At 69.5% G+C, this 19,596-nt stretch carries 10 protein-coding genes; 4 read left to right on the forward strand and 6 right to left on the reverse strand.

The features are described from left to right. Positions 1–35: 35 nt before the first annotated feature. From MAY35_RS22495 to MAY35_RS22510, 4 genes are read right to left on the reverse strand one after another with little or no spacing between them, the layout of a single operon-like run. Positions 36–818: an ABC transporter permease gene (locus MAY35_RS22495; RefSeq protein ID WP_238423508.1), complete on the reverse strand. Its 783-nt coding sequence runs from the start codon at positions 816–818 to the stop codon at positions 36–38. Beyond that, positions 808–2,061 carry an ABC transporter ATP-binding protein gene (locus MAY35_RS22500; RefSeq protein WP_374238004.1) on the reverse strand — a complete coding sequence of 418 codons (1,254 nt, stop codon included), beginning with the start codon at positions 2,059–2,061 and terminating at the stop codon, positions 808–810. The genes MAY35_RS22495 and MAY35_RS22500 overlap by 11 nt, the downstream gene beginning before the upstream one ends. Beyond that, on the reverse strand, positions 2,039–2,296 hold the full coding sequence (locus MAY35_RS22505; protein WP_238423509.1) for an MbtH family protein: 258 nt from the start codon (positions 2,294–2,296) through the stop codon (positions 2,039–2,041). The genes MAY35_RS22500 and MAY35_RS22505 overlap by 23 nt, the downstream gene beginning before the upstream one ends. Beyond that, positions 2,293–16,161 (reverse strand): amino acid adenylation domain-containing protein, encoded by a 13,869-nt coding sequence (locus tag MAY35_RS22510; protein ID WP_374238005.1) that lies wholly within the window; start codon positions 16,159–16,161, stop codon positions 2,293–2,295. Before MAY35_RS22510 ends, MAY35_RS22505 begins: the two co-directional genes overlap by 4 nt. Before the next feature lie 537 nt (positions 16,162–16,698). On the opposite strand from MAY35_RS22510, the gene rplN reads away from it, so the two are divergent. Genes rplN through MAY35_RS22530 form a run of 4 tightly spaced genes read left to right on the forward strand, consistent with a single transcriptional unit; the run spans position 16,699 to position 18,184 of the window. Next, positions 16,699–17,067: a 50S ribosomal protein L14 gene (gene rplN / locus MAY35_RS22515; protein ID WP_004019493.1), complete on the forward strand. Its 369-nt coding sequence runs from the start codon at positions 16,699–16,701 to the stop codon at positions 17,065–17,067. A gap of 1 nt (position 17,068) precedes the next feature. Beyond that, entirely contained in the window at positions 17,069–17,386 is a 318-nt protein-coding gene (gene rplX / locus MAY35_RS22520) for a 50S ribosomal protein L24 (RefSeq protein ID WP_005197643.1), read from the forward strand. A 1-nt stretch (position 17,387) separates the two neighbouring features. After that, positions 17,388–17,999, forward strand: a complete 612-nt coding sequence (gene rplE / locus MAY35_RS22525; protein WP_238423510.1) for a 50S ribosomal protein L5 — start codon at positions 17,388–17,390, stop codon at positions 17,997–17,999. Then, entirely contained in the window at positions 17,999–18,184 is a 186-nt protein-coding gene (locus MAY35_RS22530; RefSeq protein ID WP_004019490.1) for a type Z 30S ribosomal protein S14, read from the forward strand. The genes rplE and MAY35_RS22530 overlap by 1 nt, the downstream gene beginning before the upstream one ends. A gap of 107 nt (positions 18,185–18,291) precedes the next feature. Here MAY35_RS22530 and MAY35_RS22535 read toward each other — a convergent pair whose 3' ends face one another. Both MAY35_RS22535 and MAY35_RS22540 read right to left on the reverse strand, forming a co-directional pair. Further along, positions 18,292–18,744, reverse strand: coding sequence for an SRPBCC family protein (locus MAY35_RS22535; protein WP_238423511.1), 453 nt, complete (start codon positions 18,742–18,744; stop codon positions 18,292–18,294). A gap of 83 nt (positions 18,745–18,827) precedes the next feature. After that, on the reverse strand, positions 18,828–19,596 hold a 769-nt coding region (locus MAY35_RS22540; RefSeq protein WP_238423512.1), incomplete at its 5' end, for an AIM24 family protein.

Genomic DNA, 19,596 nt, shown 5'->3' on the forward strand with positions numbered 1-19,596 from the left:
AACGAACGCATCGTGTTTTCTCCGGCGATCCTGGATCACCGATTTGCTGAACGTCGGTAAAGGATCAGTGACACAGGGATACACACCGCCAGGATGACGAGCGCCGAACCCACCGAGTAGGCGACCGCGTGGTCGGCGACCCAGCCGGTCGCCTCGGGGAAGGTCGGCGGGGCCTCGTTGCCGAAGAGCTGCCGGCACGCCGTCGCGACGGCGGTCACCGGGTTCCACTCCGCGATCGCGCGGAGCGGGCCGGGGAGGCTCTGGGCGGAGATGAAGGCACTCGACAAGAACGTGACCGGGAACATCCAGAGGAAGCCGATGCTCTGCGCTGCCTCGACATTGGGGGCGGCGAGTCCCGTCACCGCGCCCACCCAGGCCATCGCGAGGGCGAACAACCCGATGATGCCGAATGCGAGGGCGGCGTCGCCCGCGCTGCCCTGGACCCGCCATCCGATGGCGAGGCCGCAGGCCACCATCACGGCGAGGCCGACGATGCCGAGGAGCATGTCGGAGGTGACCCGTCCGCTGATGACTCCCAGACGCGACATCGGCAGGGACCGCAGGCGGTCGACGATCCCGTCGGAGGTGTCGTTGGCCAGGCCCACGGTCGTGAAGGCCGCGTTGAACACCACCGTCTGGGTGAAGATGCCGGCCATGAGGAACTCGCGGTACGTGCCGCCGCCCAGGGTGGCGCCGAAGACGTAGGCGAAGAGGAACACGAACATCAGCGGCTGCACGGTGGCGCTGATGAGCAGTGTCGGGATGCGCTTGACGGTCAGCAGGTTCCGCTCGACCAGGACTGCGGTGTCAGTGAGCATGGAGTCGATCCGATCGGGTCGTCGGGGCGTGGGAGAGGTCGGGATCGGCGTCGGACACCTTCGGGATGACGGTGGTGGTCTCGACGTCGGCGGCCTCCGTCGGTGTTCCGACACCGCGGTCACCGCCGGCGTCGCCGCCCGCGTGCGTGTTCCGCTCCGTGAGGGTCAGGAACACGTCGTCGAGCGTCGGGGTGGCGACGGTGGCGTCGACGACGTCGATGCCGACCGCGTCGAGTGCGCGGACGGCCTCGACGGCGCTACGCGTTCCGTTGTCGACGGGAATCGACCACCGGGTACCGCTCGATCCCGGGTGTCCGGCGGTCTCGGCCTCGAGTCGTTCGGGCATGCCTAGACCGATCTCGGCCAGCGTCGTCGCGACGAGCTCGTCCTGCGGTTCCGCCGATCCCGAGTGTGTGTCGACCTCGACGGTGAGGATCGATCCACCGGTGGCCGCCTTGAGATCGGCGGCGCTGCCCTGGGCCCGGATGGTGCCGTGGTCGATGACGGTGATCTCGTCGGCGAGCGCGTCGGCCTCTTCGAGGTACTGGGTCGTCAACAGCACGGTCGCACCGTTCGCGACCTGGTCGGTGATGACCTCCCACATCTGGCGGCGTCCTCGGGGATCGAGCCCGGTGGTGGGTTCGTCGAGGATGACCAGCGAGGGGCGGTTGATGAGCGCGCCCGCGAGGTCCAGTCGGCGGCGCATCCCGCCGGAATAGGTGCGCATCGGACGGTCCGCGGCATCCTCGAGATTGAGGTCGGCGATCAGTTCCCTTGCGCGCGTGGAGGCCTCGGCGCGGGACAGTCCGTAGAGCTGCCCGACCATCCGGAGGTTCTCGAAGCCGGTCAGATTGCCGTCGACGGCCGCGTACTGTCCGGAGACACCGATGATCTTGCGCGCCGCACCGGGGTCGGCGATGGCATCGACACCGTCGACCATGACGGTTCCCTCATCGGGGACCATCAGCGTCGCGACTGCGCGCACCGTCGTCGTCTTGCCCGCGCCGTTGGGTCCGAGCAGGGCGTGGACGGTTCCGGCGGGCACCGTCAGGTCGAGACCGTTCAGCGCGTGCACCGCCCGGCCCCGGCCGAAGAGGCCGGTGCGGAAGGTCTTCCGCAATCCGCGCAGTTCCAGTGCGTTGCGTGCCGAAGCATCGCGTTCCACAGCATCGCGTTCCGGACCACCGACCGTTGTGCCGTCCTCGGTGCCGGGCTTGACGTCATCCATACTGTGCCGCCCCATGAGTGGCCTCCCTCTCACTGTTCTGCGAACGTTCCATCGCCCGGATGAGGCTGGCGGGACGCATGTCTCGCCAGTTCTCCTCGACGTACTCCAGGCATTCGTCGTGGCCGGACGGGCCGAAGACGATGCGCCAGCCGTCGGGCACCGGCGCGAAGTCCGGCCAGAGCGAGTGCTGGTTCTCGTGATTGACGAGGACTCGGAAGGTCCCCTCGGTGTCGTCGAACGGATTCGTCATGACTCCCTCTCCTGCGCGGTGGCCCCCGGGGAATCCGGTCGGCCGATTACGTGCACCCATTCGGATACGTTCTCCGGCAACAGCATGCGTGCGTGAGTACTGGCTGTTTCGACCTCGACGATCCGACCGGTGACCTTGTCGGCCCAGTCGGCGACGGCAGGTGGTCCGTCGTGTGCGTCCTCGGTCGCCGTCACGAAGGTGAGATCACCGTCGAAGACGCGTGGCCGCCAATTGCGGGCCAGGGGTGAGGCGTGGCGGAAGACCTCGTGGACCGTCGCCAGCGTCTCCTCGGTCAGCCCGCCGAGTGCACCCCCGGCCTCGCAGATGATTCGGTAGGCGTCGGCGACGCTGGGCTCGCCGTCATCCTCCGCGCTCGCCGATGCCTCGGGCACATCGAGCCCGAACTCGCGCATCAGCTCGGCGATCGAGGCCTCGGTGTCGAGGTCCGGCCGCTCGGCGACGACGTAGCTGTCGAGCACGACGAGCCGTTCGACGGTCTCGCCTGCGTCCTGGAGCTGAACGGCCATCTCGTGGGCGATGAGCCCGCCGAGCGACCAGCCGACCAGGTGGTACGGGCCGTGCGGGGCCACCGATCGGATCCGGGAGACGTACGCCGCGGCGAGATCGGCGAGGGTGCGCGGGCACGGCTCGCCGGACAGCGCCGGATGCTGCAGCCCGTAGACCCCGCGGCCGGCGGGTACGTGGGGCAGCACCGAGGTGAAGCTCCACGACAACCCGATGGCCGGGTGGACCACGAACAGCGGCGGCTCACCGGACTCGTCGGAGTGGCGGGGACCGCGACGCAGCGGCAGCAGCGTGTCCAGGCCGGACGTCGACGCGCCGCCTGCGCCCTGCGAGTGCGCCGTCGACCCGTCGAGCAGGGCCGCGAGCTCGGCCGGGCTCGGCGCCCCGAACAGTGCCTGGGCCGCGACGTCCTGCCCGGTCAGCTCGGTCAGCCGGCTGGTCACCGAGGTGGCCATCAGCGAATTGCCGCCGAGGTCGAAGAAGCCGTCGTCGGCGCCGATGCCGTCCGCGTCGACGTCGAGCACGTCGGCGAAGACGCGCGCGATCGTCTCCTCGATGCCGGGGGCCGGTCGCCTCCGTGACGTCGCGACCGAGGGGGCGGGCAGCGCTGCCCGGTCGAGCTTGCCGGTCGGCGTCAGCGGGATGACGTCGAGTACCGAGATCGAGACCGGGACCATGTGACGCGGCAGACGTCGTGCCACCCGGCGACGCAGCTCCGCCGGATCGGGTTCGGCACCGGCGGTGACGGTCACGTAGCTGCGCAGCGTGGCCTGGGCACCGGAACCGTCCACCAGGGTGACGGCGAAGTCGACGTCGGGTTCGGCGGCGAGGGCGTCGTCGATCTCGCCGAGCTCGATGCGGAAACCGCGGACCTGAACCTGGGTGTCGCTGCGGCCGACGTACACGATCTGGCCGTCGTCGGTCCAGCGGACGAGGTCACCGGTGCGGTACATCCGCTGCCCGGCGAACCGCGGTCCGGTCACCATCGGGGCGGGCACGAACCGCAGGGACGTGAGCCCGGGACGGCCGTGGTAGCCGCGGGTGACCTGAGCACCGATCAGGTACAGGTCGCCGGTGACGCCGGGCGGTACCGGATGCAACCGCTCGTCGAGGACCAGTGCGCCGACCCCGTTGTTGGGGGTGCCGATGGTCAACGGCGTGTTCGGGGTCAGCGAGCGGCTGCCCGTCGTGATGATCGTCGTCTCGGTGGGACCGTAGACGTTCAGCATCGTCCGGCCGGGCGACCAGCGCCGCACCAGGTCGGCGCCGAAGGCCTCGCCGCCGACGGCGAGCACCCGCAGCGACGGCACCGCGGCCGGGTCCATGCTGGCGACCGCGGCGGGGGTGATGAACGCGTGGGTGGCCTGCCGCGAGTCGATGAAGTCGCTCAGCGACTCCCCGCCGAACACCTGCGATCCGACGACGGTCAGGGCCGAGGCCCCGGCCAGCGCCAGCAACATCTCCAGCACCGATGCGTCGAAACTCGGTGAGGCGAAGTGCAACACGCGCGATGTGGGCCCGGGTCCCATCCGTTCGGCGAGTTCGTCGTGCACCGCACGCAGACCCGAGTGCGGCACCAGGACGCCCTTGGGCCGGCCGGTGGAACCCGACGTGTAGATGATGTACGCCAGTTGATCCGGCCGGATCGTCGCCGCCAGTTCGGCATCGGTGATCGGTGCCGGCGACGAGTGCTTCATCCGCGTGCGGGTCGGCGCCTCGTCGAGAACCAGTGTCGGGATGGCGTTTCCGGCCGCGCTCTCCGCGATCCGGTCCCGCGAGGCCGAGGTCGTCACGACCAGCTGCGCGCCGCTGTCTTCGAGCATGTGGGCGATGCGGTCGGCGGGGTAGGCGGGGTCGACCGGTACGTAGGCGGCGCCCGCCTTCACGATCGCCCAGATCGCCACCAGTGAATGGATGGACCGTTCGACTGCCATGGCGACCACCGGCTCTCGCGGGGCGGTCGTGCCCTCGGAGTCGTGCCCGCCGATGCCCCGGCCGAGCAGCACGCGTGCCAGTCGGTTCGAACGGGCGTCGAGCTCGGCGTACGTGAGCGTCTCGGGATCGCCACCGGGTTCCGTGGGCTCACCGATGACGGCCAGTCCGTGGGGATTCCGGCGAACGGCGTCGGCGATCAGCTCGGCGAAGGTCGCCGGCGCCTTGGCGCGCGGGCCGAGCGCCGGGGTGCGTTCGGCGACCTCCAGCGGGTCGGTGATGCGCAGGTCGCCGACCGCGCGGCCGGGGTCGCCCAGGATGCCCCGGATGACCCGCATGAGGCGCGTGCCCAGCAGCTGCGCGTCGTCGTGGGTGTAGCGCGACGCGTCGTAGGTGATCTGCAGGGCGGCGGCGTCGTTCCCCCCGTCGGTGTCCGCGGCGCCGGCATTGATGCCGGTGATCGTGAACTGGAGATCGAATTTGGCGGCGGGGGAGTCGAACTCGGCGACATCCGCGGTCAGTCCGTCGGCCATCGGGATGGTGGTCCCGGTCAGCTCATGCGCACCGTCGATCGGCGCGGGAGCGCCGGAGCCGTAGTCGTGCACCGACAGTGCGACCTGGAAGATCGGGTGGCGCCCGTGTGCACGCTCGGGGTTGAGTGCGCTCACCACGTCGTCGAACGGCGTGCCGCGGTGATCGAGTGCGTCGATGTCGGCATCGCGGATTCGGCGCACGGCCGCGGCGACGGTCTCCGCGCTGCGCAGCTGCGTGCGCAGCGGCACCATGTTCACGAACATCCCGACGACGTCGCCGTAGTCGCGGACCGCGTCGGTGGTGCCGGTGCGATTGGCGACCGGGCTGCCGATGACGAGGTCGTCGCCGACGCCCATCCGGTGCAGCAGGATGGCCAGCGCGGAGTGCATCACGGAGAACGGCGTCGTCGACTGCTCGCGGGCAAAGGCGGTGAGGCCGGCCCGTGTGTGTGCCGGTAGCTGCATCGTCACCGAGCGGGCTCCGCTCGACATCCGTGCACCGGTCCGCGGTTCGATGGTCGTCTCCGCCGGTGCCCCGGCGAGGTGGTCGGTCCAGAACCGGAGGTCGTCCTCCGATGCCGGGTCGGCGGCGCTCTCCAGGGCGTGATCGCGGTAGTCGACCTCGGCCTCGGTCCAGCCCTCGACGCGACCGGCGTGCCGTTCGCGGTAGGCCTGGGCGAGATCGCCGACGAGGATCGGCATCGACGCGCCGTCGGCCGCGATGTGGTGGACGACGAGCACGAGCAGGTGTCCGCGCGCACCGTGGTCGGCGGTGTTCACGTGGTCTGGATCGACGAGGAGTGTCGCCCGCAGCGGGGCCTCACGCGTCGGATCGATCGGCGTCGTCGCGCACCGCGCGACCTCCGCCAGGACGCCCTCGGTGTTCGGCCTCTCGGGAGTCACCGGGGTGAGCTCTCCGACGACTGCAGACGCATCGTCGAGAACCCGTCCGGCGGGCCCGTTCTCGCCGGGTTCGAACACGGTCCGCAGGCTCGTGTGCCGCGTGACCACGTCGACCAGCGCGCCGCGCAGGGCGTCGACGTCGAGCTCGCCGCGCAGACGCAGCACGAAGGGCATCAGGTATTCGGTCGAGGTGGGGTCGGCCGCCGCCATCGACCACAGGCGACGCTGCACCGGTGCGAGCGGGAAACGGTCGGGCCGCGGTGCCCGCACCGCCGGGGCGTCGGCGGCCGGTTCCCAGCCGGCGGGGAGGACGACGAGCTCGGCGAGGGACTCGGGCGTCGGGTGGTCGAAGACGTCGCGGACGCGCAACCGCTCGCCGGCGTGGACCCGGTTGATGCGGCTGACGAGCGTGGTCGCCTGCAGCGAGGTGCCGCCGAGCAGGAAGAAGTCGTCGGTCGCGCCCAGATCGCCGGGACTCAGCCCGAGGACATCGGCGACCACGTCGACGAGGGCGGCCTCGGTGTCGGTCCGCGGTGCACGGCCGGTCGTGGACACGCTGCTCGACGACGGCTCGGGCAGTGCTCGGCGGTCGAGTTTGCCGTTGTCGGTCAACGGGATCTCGTCGAGCACCACGAGCGCCGACGGCACCATGTGGCGGGGCAGCAGTCGCCGGACCGTGTCCAGCACGTCGGTCGTGTCCAAGGTGTCGCCGGTCCGGGTGACGTAACCGACGAGGGTGGCCGATGCGCCCTCGCCCCGTACGACGGTGGTCGCGAAGTCCACGCCGTCGGCGGTCGCCAGGGCCGCGCTGACCTCGTCGAGTTCGATGCGGAAGCCGCGCACCTTCACCTGGTTGTCGCTGCGCCCGTGGTAGGTGAGCGCACCGTCGGCGTCGCGGTGGACGATGTCGCCCGTCCGGTACATGACGCCGCCGTCGGCGCCGGGGCACGCGACGAACCGGCCCGCGGACAGTCCGCGGCGGCCGAGGTATCCGCGCGCCACCCCGGGCCCGGCGAGGTACAGCTCGCCGGGGACGTGATCGGCGACCGGACGGAGCCGGTGGTCGAGGACGAGCGCGGTGCAGCCGAGCACCGGTGTACCGATCGTGATGGGTTCACCCGGACGCAGCGGTGCCGACATCGCGGCGACGATGGTGGTCTCGGTGGGGCCGTAGGCATTGATGTAGCGGCGTCCGGTTCCCCAGCGCGACACCAGTTCCGGGGTACTCGCCTCGCCGCCGACACCCAGGCTTCGCAGGTGGGGGAGCGGGTGCGGTGCGGCTGCGGCCAGCGCGGACGGGGTGATGAACGCGTGCGTGACCGCCTGCTCGTCGAGGAACTCGACCAGTTCGTCGCCGCCATAGATGGTCGTCGGTGCGACCACCATCGTGGCGCCGGAGTCGACGGCCAGGAGGAACTCGAGCATCGAGGCGTCGAATGCGGGGGAGGCGAAGAGCAGCGTGCGGTCGCCCGGGCCGACCTCGTAGCGGTCGCGCTGGGTGGCGCTGAACGCGGCGAGGCCACGGTGGGTCACGCTCACGCCCTTCGGGGCACCGGTCGAACCCGAGGTGTAGACGATGTAGGCCACCGAGTCGATGTGCCGGTCGTTGTGGGGGCCTTCGGGTACGGCGCCGGACCGTAGGTCCTCCGGGGTCAGCCACCAGATGTCGTGCGGCACGTCGGCGCGGTGGTCGGTGCTGCTGATGCCGATGAAGGCGCCCGAGTCGGAGATCATGTGTGCCACCCGATCTGTCGGATAGCGCATGTCGATCGGGAGGGCGGCTGCGCCGGTCTTGGCGACGGCCCAGGTGGCGAGGACCGATTCGAGGCTGCGGTCGACGGCGATCGCGACCACGTCCTCGGTGCCGATGCCGAGTTCGAGCAGAGTCGATGCCCAGCGCCCGGAGACGCGGTCCATCTCGGCGTAGGTGAGGGTGCGGGTTCCGTCCTCGACGGCGATCCGGTCGGGGTGGGCGGCGACGGTGTCGGCGATGATGTCGGCGAGGTGCCGCGGTTCGACGGGGTTGTCGCGGTGGGCAACGGCCGGCGTGCGGGCCGGTGCATGCGGCGCCAGGTCGTCGAGTGGCGCCGTCGGATCGTCGGCGACCGCGTGTGCCAGGTCGACGAACATCCGTGCCAGCGCGGTGATGCGCTCGTGGCTGTAGACGTCGGTCGCGTAGGTGAAGCGTGCCCGACCGTCGCGCAACCGCAGCTCGAGATCGAAACGCGCTGCGGCCGTGTCGATTTCCTCGGCCGCGATGTCGACGCCGGGGAGTTCGACCCGGTTGTGTGCGCCGGGCCCGTCGGAGGTCCCCGCATCGAATGCCAGCGCGATCTGGAACACCGGATGGTGGCCCGTGCGAGGCGGATTGAGCATGGCGACGATCTGCTCGAACGGCATGTCGGCCTGCGAGAGTGCCTCGAGGTCGCGATGCCGGACCGAGTCGAGCAGGGTCGCGAAGCCCTCGCGGCCGTTCACCGGCGTCCGCAGGACGACGGAGTTGACGAACATGCCCACGATGTCGGCGAGGCGGGGATCGGTGCGACCGGCGACGGGGGTGCCGATCACGATGTCCGACGGTGTACCCGCGATGTGCACCTGCGGATCGGCGTGCAGACGGTGCAGCACGGCCGCGAACACGGCGTGCACGCTCTGGAACTCGGTCGCGCGGCCGTCGGCCAGATCGGTCAACCGGCGGCGCAATTCGGGTCCGAAGTCGACCTCGACGACGCCCGCGGACCGGACCGCACCGGCCGGGACGTCGGGGAGGAGCGCCGGGCCGACGTCGATCCCGTCGAGTTCGGCCCGCCACCAGTCGGCGAGATCGGTCTGCGCGTCCAGGTGGTCGGCCTGCCAGCGCAGGTAGTCGCGGTAGTCGATCGGCAACGGGGTCGCGGTGACCTCGTCCGCGCCGGCGCGCAGTTCCGCATAGGCACGGGTGATGTCGCGATGCAGGGGTGCCATCGACCATCCGTCGGCCGCGACGTGATGGATGACGATCGTGAACTTGTGGTGGGTGGGATCGCCGTCGATCCGATGAAGGACGGTACGCAGCGGCACGTCGACGGTGAGGTCGAAGGGCCGGCGGGCCAAGGCCCGGGCGTGGTCCGGCCAGTCGGCGGCGGTGGTGTCGACGACCTCGAAGTCGAGGCGCACCTCGTCGGCGGGGCGGACGTCGAGTACGGGTCGCCCGTCGTGATCGGGGTAGACGGTACGCAGCATCTCGTGGCGGTCCACGGCATGCCGGATCGCGCCGGCCAGCGCGTCGACATCGAGGTCACCACGCAGATCCAGGGCGAAGGCGATGGCGTAATCGGCTGTGGCCGAGTCATTCTGACCGGACGCAACAGTACCGGAAAGCGTGGCACCGGAAAGCATGGCACCGGAGAGTGCGGCATCGGGCAGGTCGATCTCGGTGGTCGCCGCCGTCGAACCACCGATCGGGTCGTTGCCGATCGCGAGCTGGTTGAGGAACCACAGCTGCTGCTGGGCGGGTCCCGGGTGAACCGGGGCCTCGGGATCGTGCCGCAGCTGCGGCAGGGTTCGCGATTCGGGGAACGTGTCGACGTCGCCCTCGAGCGTGCCACTCAGGCGGGCGATGCCGGCGACCGTCGAATGATCGAAGATCTCACGAACAGGGATGCGGCGGCCCGTCAGACTCTCGAGTGCGCCGACGATCTGCGTGGCCAGCAGCGAGTTACCGCCGAGATCGAAGAAGTCGTGATGACGCCCGACGGTGCCGGGTTCGAGGTCGAGACGTTCGGCGATGAGGTCGGCGACGGCCTGCTCGGCCGAATTCGACGGCGCCACGTAGTGCACGGTGCCGACCGGGGACGTCGCGTCCGGTGCGGGCAGTGCGCGCAGGTCGACCTTGCCGATCGGGGTCGTCGGGATCTCGTCGAGTTCGATGACCGTCGAGGGGATCATGTGCCGCGGCAGCCGCTCCGAGAGCCGCTCCCGCACGTCGGCGGCGTGTCCGGAGGCCGCGTCGACCATCGTCACGTAGGAGACCAGATACGCCCGGTCGCCCTCGCCGTGTGTGGTGGTGACCGCCGCGCGAACGGCGTCGTCGGCCACGAGAGCGGCGTCGATCTCACCGAGCTCGATGCGGTGACCGCGGATCTTGGTCTGATGGTCGGCGCGGCCGCGGAACTCGAGTTCGTGGTCGACGGTCCAGCGCACGAGGTCGCCGGTCCGATACATCCGTTCGCCGGGTTCGCCGAACGGGTTGGCGATGAACCGCTTCGAGGTCAGCGGGCGGACGCCGTGATAACCGCGCGCCAGATGCTCACCGGCGATGTACAACTCGCCGACCGCGCCCGGCGCGACCGGGCGCAGACGCTCGTCGAGCACGACCGCGGAGATCCCGCGGATCGGCCGTCCGATCGTGAGCGTCGTGTAGTCGGGGCTGATCTGCGATGACACCGCCGCGACGACCGTGGTCTCGGTCGGGCCGTACGCGTTGAACAACCGGGGGCCCGCGGACCAGGTGCGGACGACCTCGGGGTTCGGGTGCTCGCCACCGATGACCAGTGCCTGCAGATCCGGCACGTCCTGGGGGGACATCGTGGTCAGCACCGAAGGGGTGAGGAACGCGTGGGTGATGTGCGCGTCGCGCATCAGGTCGGCGAGTTCGGCGCCGCCCACGATGCCCGGGGGCACGATGTGCATCGTCGATCCCGCCGCGATGGCCATCAGGATCTCGAGGACCGACGCGTCGAAACTCGGCGAGGCCATGTGCATCGTCTGGCTCTCGGGAGTGATGCCGTACTGGGTGACCTGCTGGGCACCGAAGTCGGCGAGGCCGCGGTGACTGACGATGACGCCCTTCGGCGTTCCCGTCGTTCCCGAGGTGTAGATGAGGTAGGCGGGCTGGTCCACGTCGAGGACCCCGTGGCGCTCCGCATCCGACACCGGTGCCGCAGAAGCGGACTCGACCCGGTCGACCACCGCGGGATCGTCGACGACGACCGTGTGGAGATCGGTGCCGACCGCATCGGTGCCGGCGTGCGGATCGGAAGCGCGGTCGGTGACCAACAGCCGTGTGCCGGAGTCGGTGAGCATGTGGGCGATGCGTTGTGCGGGGTATGCCGGATCGACCGGGACCCAGGCCGCGCCGGTGCGGGCGATCGCCCACATCGCGATCATCCAGTCGACCCCGCGGGGCAGTGCCACGGCGACATGGCGTTCGGGTCCGGCGCCTTCGCCGATGAGCACACGCGCCAACCGATTCGACGCGGCGTCGAGCCGTCGGTAGGTGAGTGACCGGGTGCCGTCGGTCACCGCGACCCGGTCCGGGGCCGACTCCGCCGCTGCGGACAGCAGGCGGGTGAGGTGCGAGACGGGGCGTCGACCCTCGCCGACCGCGGGGACGAGATCGAGGCGCTCGTGCAGATCGAGCACGGGGAGATCGCCGACCGCGGCACCGGAATCCGTCGTCGCAGCGTGCAGGATCCTCGTCAGGCGCGAGGCCAGCCCCGCCACCGTGTCGCGATCGAACAATGCGGTGGCATAACCGATCTCAAGGGAGAGTCCGGAAGGAGCGCCCTCGTTGTCGTGCTGTTCGGTGAAGGTGAACTGCAGATCGAACGTGGCGCGACCGGTGTCCACGCGCGACGCGGTCGCGGTGAGCCCGGCGAAGTCGAGTTGGATCGCCGACCGATCCTCGAGTGCGAGCGACACCTGGAAGAACGGGTGGACGTTACCCGAGCGCTCCGGGTTGAGATCGGTCACGAGGCGGTCGAACGGAATGGTGGCGTTGTCGAAGGCGCTCAGGTCCGTGTCGCGGACCCGGGTCACCAGATCGGCGAACGGCATGTCCTTGTCGACGTCGGTCCGCAGCGCGAGCGTGTTGACGAACATGCCGACGAGACCGTCGATGTCGGCGTCCCCGCGTCCGGACACCGGTGTACCGATGACGACGTCGGACGCCTGTGCCTGACTGCGGAGCAGCGCGGCGAGAGCGGCGTGGAGCACCATGAACACGGTGGCGTCGGAACCGGCGGCGAGTTCGCGGATCGCCCGGTGCGCGTCGGCGGAGAGGGTGGTCGTCACCGAGGAGCCGGAGTTGCCGGCATTGCGGGCGCGCGGCCGGTCGAGGGGTAGCTCGGTCTCGCCCCGAACGTCACCCAGAACGCCGCGCCAGAAGTCGAGTTCGGCTGCGGCATGGTCGCTCTCGGCGAGCCAGTCGTGCCGCTCGGCACTGATCTGCGAGTAGGTGACGGGGAGCTCGTCCCACCGGGGTTCGGTGTGGTCGCGCCGCGCCCGGTACGCGGTGGCGAGATCGCCGGCGAGCGGGGCCAGCGACCATCCGTCCGCCGCGATGTGATGGACGGCCACGGTCAACCGGTGATCGTCGTCGGTGGTGCGGACGAGCCGCGCCCGGATGGGCAGGTCGGAGCCGAGGTCGAAGGGTTCGGAGGCGAACTCACGATCGGTCAGCCGTGCCGCGTCGGCGGCGTCGAGGACCGGCACGTCGAGGGCGACCGACTCCGGGGGAGTCGCGGCGATGCAGGCGACGCCGTCGATCTCGGCCACGACACTGCGCAGCGGCTCGTGGCGGCGGACCACGTCGACGAGGGCGTCGCGCAACGCCGCGGGGTCGAGGTCGCCGACGAGGCGCACCGTGAAGGGCATGTTGTAGGTCGCCGAGCCCGCCGGATCGAGCCGGGTCGCGAGCCAGAGACGATGCTGCGCGGGCGACAGCGGGACGGGGCCTGATCGGGCGGTCCGGTCGCCGGTGGCGTCACGGGTGTCGGCTCCGGTGGGAGCCTCCGGGTCCACGCCCAGTTCGGCGAGGGCGTCGACGATGCCACCGAGATCCCCGGCGTCGAAGATCGTCCGGATCCCGATGCGCTGTCCGGTGGCGCGCGACAACCGGGTCGCCACCCGGGTCGCCGACAGGGAGGTGCCGCCGATCTCGAAGAAGTTGTCGCGCAACGACATACTCGACGACTCGTCGATCTCGGAGTCGTCGAGGTCCAGCACCTCGGCGATCGTGTCCGCGACCAGGCGGGCGAGCGGCGTGCGAGGTGCGACGAACTCGCGACGCGTGCGCAGCTCCGGGCGCGGCAGCGCGCGCCGGTCCAGCTTGCCGTTCGCGGTCGTCGGCAGTTCGTCGAGCACCATGATCGCCGAGGGGACCATGTGGTCGGGCAGTGCCGAGCGGAGTTCGGCGCGCAGGTCGCGGTCCCCGAGCGCGGAGCCGGTGACGTAACCGGCGAGCGTCGGCGCGTCGGCCACCATGTCGTCGCGGACCACGACACCGGCGGCGGTCACGCCGTCGAGTCGGCTCAGCGCGGACTCGATCTCGCCCAGCTCGACGCGCTGGCCGCGGATCTTCACCTGGGAGTCGGTGCGGCCCAGGTACTCCAGCGAACCGTCGGACATCATCCGGACCAGGTCGCCGGTGCGGTAGAGACGCTCGCCGTCGTCACCGGCGACGAAGCGGGCCGCGGTGAGGTCGGGGCGCGCGCGGTAGCCGCGCGCGAGCTGGATGCCGCCCAGGTAGAGTTCGCCGATCGCGCCCTCGGGCTGCGGGCGGAGTCGATGGTCGAGCACTCGGACGCTGGTGTTCCAGACGGGCTTGCCGATCGGGACGATCGCCGCGTCGGCGCGGCAGGCATCGTGATGCGTCACGTCGATGGCGGCCTCGGTCGGGCCGTACAGGTTGTGGACCGGGGCGTCGGTGAGCCGCGCGGTGGCGGCGACGGTCGCGGGCGTGAGAGCCTCACCGCTGGTGAAGATCTGGCGGAGGGTCGCCAGGTGCGTCGAGTCGTCGGCGTCCAGTGCGGCCGCGAACGCGGCCAGCATCGACGGGACGAAGTGAACGGTGGTGACGCCGTTGTCGGCGATCACGTCGCGCAGGTACCACGGGTCGCGATGGCCGTCGGGTGTCGGTACGACGAGGCCGGCACCGGAGATGAAGGACCAGAAGAACTCCCAGACGGACACGTCGAAGGTGGACGGGGTCTTCTGCAGCACGAGGTCGGCGGTCGACAGCGAGTAGCGCGACTGCATCCACGCGAGCCGGTTGACGATCGCGCGGTGGGTGATCACGACGCCCTTGGGCTTGCCCGTCGAGCCGGACGTGAACAGGACATAGGCTGCGTGGCCGGGCCGCGGTGTCGCGGTGGGCGACGTGCCGGAGGCGTCCGCACGCAGCTGCGCGAGGACATCGTCGGTGATGATGAGGTCGGGAGTGGCCACGTCCAGGATGTGGGCGAGACGGTCGGCCGGCTCGGCCGGGTCGACGGGCAGGAATGCGGCCCCGGCGCGGACGACCGCGTGCAGCGCGAGGACCTGGTCGACACTGCGCGACAGTTGCACGGCCACAACGCTCTCCGTGCCGATTCCCCGGCCGGTGAGAGCTGCGGCGAGTGCACGCGACCGATCGGCGAACTCGCCGTGGGTGAGGGACTCGGCGCTGTGCGCGTCGACGATCGCCACCTCGTCGGGGTGGTTGCGTGCGGTCTCGTCGAGGAGGTCGACGAGAGTCGTGTCCCCGAGGTCGATGCGCTCGCCGGTGGTACGGGCCGGCAGAGCGGCCCGCTCGTCGTCGGTGAGCAGGTCGAGCGTCGTGAGCCGGGCGTCGGCGGGCGCACGGACGATGCGCTCGAGGAAGTCGACGAGGCGACCGTGGTGCGTCGAGATCTCGTCCGCCGAGTAGATGTTGGGGTTCGCCTCGAGGTCGAGACTCATGCCGCCGTCGAAGCTGTCGTAGACGTTGACCGAGATGTCCTCGATCGGGCCGGTCGACAACACATTGACCTCGCCACGCAGCGGGCCGAAGTCGATGTGGTCGAAGAACAGCATCACGTTGACGAGCGGACCGAAGAAACCGCGCTTCATCCCGGCGGCGCCCAGGATCTCCGAGGCGATGTCCTCGTGCCGGAATTTCTGGTGGCGCACAGCCTGTTTGATCTCCGCGTTCACACTCGTGAAGAGGTCGGCGACCGTGGCCGAGTCGTCGAGCGGGATGCGCAGCGGTACGACGTTGGAGGTCAGGCCGGCAGAGGTGCGCAGGATGTCGCGGTCGCGAGCGGCGACCGGGAGGCTCAGCATGGCCTCGTCGCGGTCGGTGTAGCGCGCCACGTAGGCGGCGACGGCCGCGGTGATCACCGACGCGGGGCGTACGCGGTGGGCGTGGCCGAGGTCGCGGATCCGGGCGACCACGTCCTCGTGGAGATCCACCGAGCGGATTTCCGACAGCGGGGCGGCCGCGTCGGAGAGGCTGGTGAGGGTGGTCGTGTCGGGGAGGTCGGCGAGTCGGCTGGCCCAGTGCTCGCGGTCGGCGGCGAACTTCTCCGAGGACCGGTAGGCCCGGTCGAACTCGAGGATGTCGGACATGGTGGCCGTGTCCGCGATCGGTGCGGGCCCGCCGTTGACGATTGCGGTGTAGTGCGACGAGACGCGCAGCATCATGTACATCGCCGCGTAGCCATCGAAACCGATGTGGTGGCCGCGGCAGTACCAGATCGAGTGTCCGGGGCCGACTTTCAGGAGATGGGTCTCCAAGATGTCGTCGGCGAACAGGTCCGAGCGCTGCGAGCGCCGGCGATCGATCCAGGCGAGCGCGGCCGTACGCGGGTCGTCGGCGTCGGAGAAGTCGTGGCGGCCCAGCACCACGCTGTGGGTCTCGTCGAGCACCATCACCGGTTCGCCGTCATCGGTCGGGATGAGACGCAGCAGTGCGGCCTCGGTCTCGCGGCCGGTCAACGTGATGGCGCGCTGCATGATGTCGGGATCCACGTCGACCAGCGGGTCGTCGCCGTCGTCGCTTCCGGGTCGCGAAGTGTCGCCGCGGAATTCGATGAACGCATCGATGGTCATCGGCACGTCCGGCTCGAGCTGCTGGGCATAGAAGATGCCGCGCTGCGCCGCCGTCATGGGAATGTCCGGGCGGGTTTCGGTGTCGCGGGTGTCGATCTCGCGGGTGTCGGTGGTGTGCCGGATCGCGTCGTCAGTGGTCACGCGTGCCTCCCCTGTTGGCGCGCACAACGGCATGGCCCCTCACTGGAGCTGGGAGCCGGCTTGCGCGTCGGACTGAACAATGGACCCCGGTGACGTGGTGATTCGATTGACTCTCGGTCGAGAGTCGATCGCCCCCCGGCACTTCATGCCCCCGGGTACTGCGCGTCCGGTTCCACGCCACACGTGGAATCCGGACGGTGTGTGTTGGTTGTCTGTGTCGTCCCATGGGTGCTTCGGGTGGGCGATGGCACCAGATGGGTCTGGGTCGGAAAAAATGTTTCCCGATGGGACGACCCCCTAAACCCGACGATCGGTGAGCAGCGGGGATTTGGCCGGGACCTGCGCGTTCCCCTACACTTGTGGGGTTGCCTGCGGCACAGCCGTGTCGCGAATCGGCCCACGAACCCACTGGTGGTGGTGGTCCGGGTGTTCATCCCGGCCCAAAACCCCAGGCAGGCGTGTGTTCGGTGGCAACAGACCGTGTGCGTCGGGTCGGAAATCCGCCGTACATAAGAAGCCAGGTCAAGGAGACTACGAGTGATTCAGCAGGAATCGCGCCTGCGAGTCGCCGACAACACCGGTGCCAAGGAGATCTTGTGCATCCGCGTGCTCGGCGGTTCCTCGCGACGCTACGCCGGCATTGGTGACGTGATCGTCGCCACTGTCAAGGACGCCATCCCCGGCGGCAACGTCAAGAAGGGTGAGGTCGTCAAGGCCGTCATCGTGCGCACCACCAAGGAGCGCCGTCGCGCCGACGGTAGCTACATCCGCTTCGACGAGAACGCCGCCGTCATCCTCAAGGGTGAGAGCGACCCCCGCGGTACCCGCATCTTCGGCCCGGTCGGCCGCGAGCTGCGTGAGAAGAAGTTCATGAAGATCGTGTCGCTGGCACCGGAGGTGATCTGACATGAAGGTGCACAAGGGTGACACCGTGATCGTCATCTCGGGCAAGGACAAGGGCGCCAAGGGCAAGGTCATCCAGGCCTTCCCGAAGACGCAGCGAGTTCTCGTCGAGGGCGTCAACCGAATCAAGAAGCACACCGCCGCGTCGGCCAACGAGCGCGGTGCCTCCTCCGGCGGCATCGTGACCCAGGAAGCCTCGATCCACGTCTCGAACGTGATGGTCGTGGATTCCGACGGCAACCCGACCCGCGTCGGCTACCGCGTCGACGAGGAAACGGGCAAGAAGGTCCGGATCTCGCGCAAGAGCGGGAAGGACATCTGACATGACCACTTCTGAAATCGAGACCGGCTCCGCAAGCTCCGCCGGAACGAAGATCCAGCCGCGCCTGAAGACTCGCTACCGCGAGGAGATCAAGGACACGCTGAACAAAGAGTTCGACTACCCCAACGTGATGCTGATCCCGGGCGTCGTCAAGGTCGTCGTGAACATGGGTGTCGGCGACGCCGCCCGTGACGCGAAGCTGATCAACGGCGCCGTCGAGGATCTGGCCAAGATCACCGGCCAGCGTCCGGAGATCCGCCGCGCACGTAAGTCCATCGCACAGTTCAAGCTGCGTGAGGGCATGCCGATCGGTGCCCGCGCCACTCTTCGTGGCGACCGTATGTGGGAGTTCCTGGACCGCCTCGTGTCCATCGCCCTCCCGCGTATCCGCGACTTCCGCGGACTGTCGGACCAGCAGTTCGACGGCAACGGCAACTACACGTTCGGCCTGAACGAGCAGTCGATGTTCCACGAGATCAACATCGACAACATCGACCGGCCCCGCGGTATGGACATCACCGTCGTGACGTCGGCCACCACGGACGAGGAAGGCCGCGCGCTGCTGCGTGCCCTGGGCTTCCCGTTCAAGGACAACAACGTTAAGGACAACTGATGGCAAAGAAGGCTCTGGTCAACAAGGCCAACAAGAAGCCCAAGTTCGCCGTGCGGGCCTACACCCGCTGCAACAAGTGCGGTCGCCCGCACTCGGTGTTCCGCAAGTTCGGCCTGTGCCGTATCTGCCTGCGGGACATGGCACATGCCGGCGAGCTGCCGGGTGTGCAGAAGTCCAGCTGGTGATCTTCACCCCCCGGATTTCGTAGCGACAATGCGCGTATAGCGCGCATTGTCACTACCGATTCGCCAACAGTGGCCCCATCTCGCGTTGCGAGGTGGGGCCACTGTTGTCAGCGGGTGGCGGCCCACTCCTCGACGAGGCGCGGCAACTTCTTCGCGTTGGCGGCGAGTGATCGCTGGTAGGCCCGGATCGCGAGTGCATCGGCGACCTTGCCGACCGCCCCGCCCATCCCCGCGTTGCGGATGCGGTACGTCAGTTCGACGCCGCGACGAACCTCCGCGAAGGTCGCGGTGATGGCGAACTCGAGCGGTGACTCGGTGGAGCGGAACTCGGTGGCCGTGTGCGCGTCGACCCTGGTGAACTCGCCGGTCCAGTCGACCGCCCGGCCCAGGCCCTTCATCTGGCCCCGCCAGACGGTCCCCACGGAGACCGGCCCGTCGGTGACCCGTTCGACGCGGACGACGCCGGGAGTCAGCGCTGCGACGTGGTCGGGGATCAGACAGTACTCCCAGACGGTGTCGACGGGCTGCTGGACGAGGACGGTCGCGGAGGCTTCAGGCATGGCGTCGACGATACCCGCCGTCGGGTGTTTAGTAGCGAAAGATGGCCTATGGCACCGGTTTTCGCTACAGAATCCCGGTCGGGTCAGCGGCCGAGGATTCCGCCGAGGACCCCGCCCGCGCCGGAACCCGCCGAACCACCGCCGCCCGTCCCGCCGATGAACCCGCCCGGCGGGAGCTCGGACGGTTGCACGACGACGAAACCCTGACCGGAGAAGGCGAGGGTGAAGCGCTCACCGGTGCTGCGGCCCATGAGCGTGCCGAGGTTGAACGAATCGTTCGACTTCACCGACGTACGCAGGCTCGACGACCACGCGACCGCGGCCTGCGGATCGGCGTAGGTCGCGGCGTCGACGTTGAGGACGACGGGTGTGCCGTCGGTCGTGATAGCGATGCGGCCGCGACCGGTGAACACACAGTTGAAGAGCCCGGCGTTGCTCATCGCGCCTGCGCCCTGGACGCGGGCGATGTCGTAGGACAGCGAGGAGTCGAAGGCCAGCACGTTGGCGCCGTTGATGGTGAGGCCGTCGCTGCCGTCGAGGTCGATTAGGTGGACGTCCGATGCGGCGTTGGCGAGGAACAGGTCGCCGCGGCCGGTCACCTTCATCAGCGGGACCCCTTCACCCGTCATGGCCTGACGCATCATGCGTCCGAGCCCGCCGGATCCCAGGGCCTCGAAGCGCAGGTCTCCCTGATACGCGACCATCGAACCGGTGCGGGCCATCACCTCGCCGGACAGGCCGACCCGGCACATCTTGCTGCCCTGCTTCTGGATGCCCTGCCCGGTGACCTCGGCGTGCGACGGGGCGAAGAGATCGCTGTGCATGGGAACTCCCTGGGGTTGGGTGGTGACC

The sequence above is a fragment of the Gordonia sp. 'Campus' genome (assembly GCF_022206305.1).
Lineage (GTDB): Bacteria > Actinomycetota > Actinomycetes > Mycobacteriales > Mycobacteriaceae > Gordonia.

Coding starts and splice junctions, on each gene's coding strand:
- MAY35_RS22495 (WP_238423508.1), bottom strand. CDS start 818: ATGCTCACTGACACCGCAGTCCTGGTCGAGCGGAACCTGCTGACCGTC.
- MAY35_RS22500 (WP_374238004.1), bottom strand. CDS start 2,061: ATGGGGCGGCACAGTATGGATGACGTCAAGCCCGGCACCGAGGACGGC.
- MAY35_RS22505 (WP_238423509.1), bottom strand. CDS start 2,296: ATGACGAATCCGTTCGACGACACCGAGGGGACCTTCCGAGTCCTCGTC.
- rplX (WP_005197643.1), top strand. CDS start 17,069: ATGAAGGTGCACAAGGGTGACACCGTGATCGTCATCTCGGGCAAGGAC.
- rplE (WP_238423510.1), top strand. CDS start 17,388: ATGACCACTTCTGAAATCGAGACCGGCTCCGCAAGCTCCGCCGGAACG.
- MAY35_RS22530 (WP_004019490.1), top strand. CDS start 17,999: ATGGCAAAGAAGGCTCTGGTCAACAAGGCCAACAAGAAGCCCAAGTTC.
- MAY35_RS22535 (WP_238423511.1), bottom strand. CDS start 18,744: ATGCCTGAAGCCTCCGCGACCGTCCTCGTCCAGCAGCCCGTCGACACC.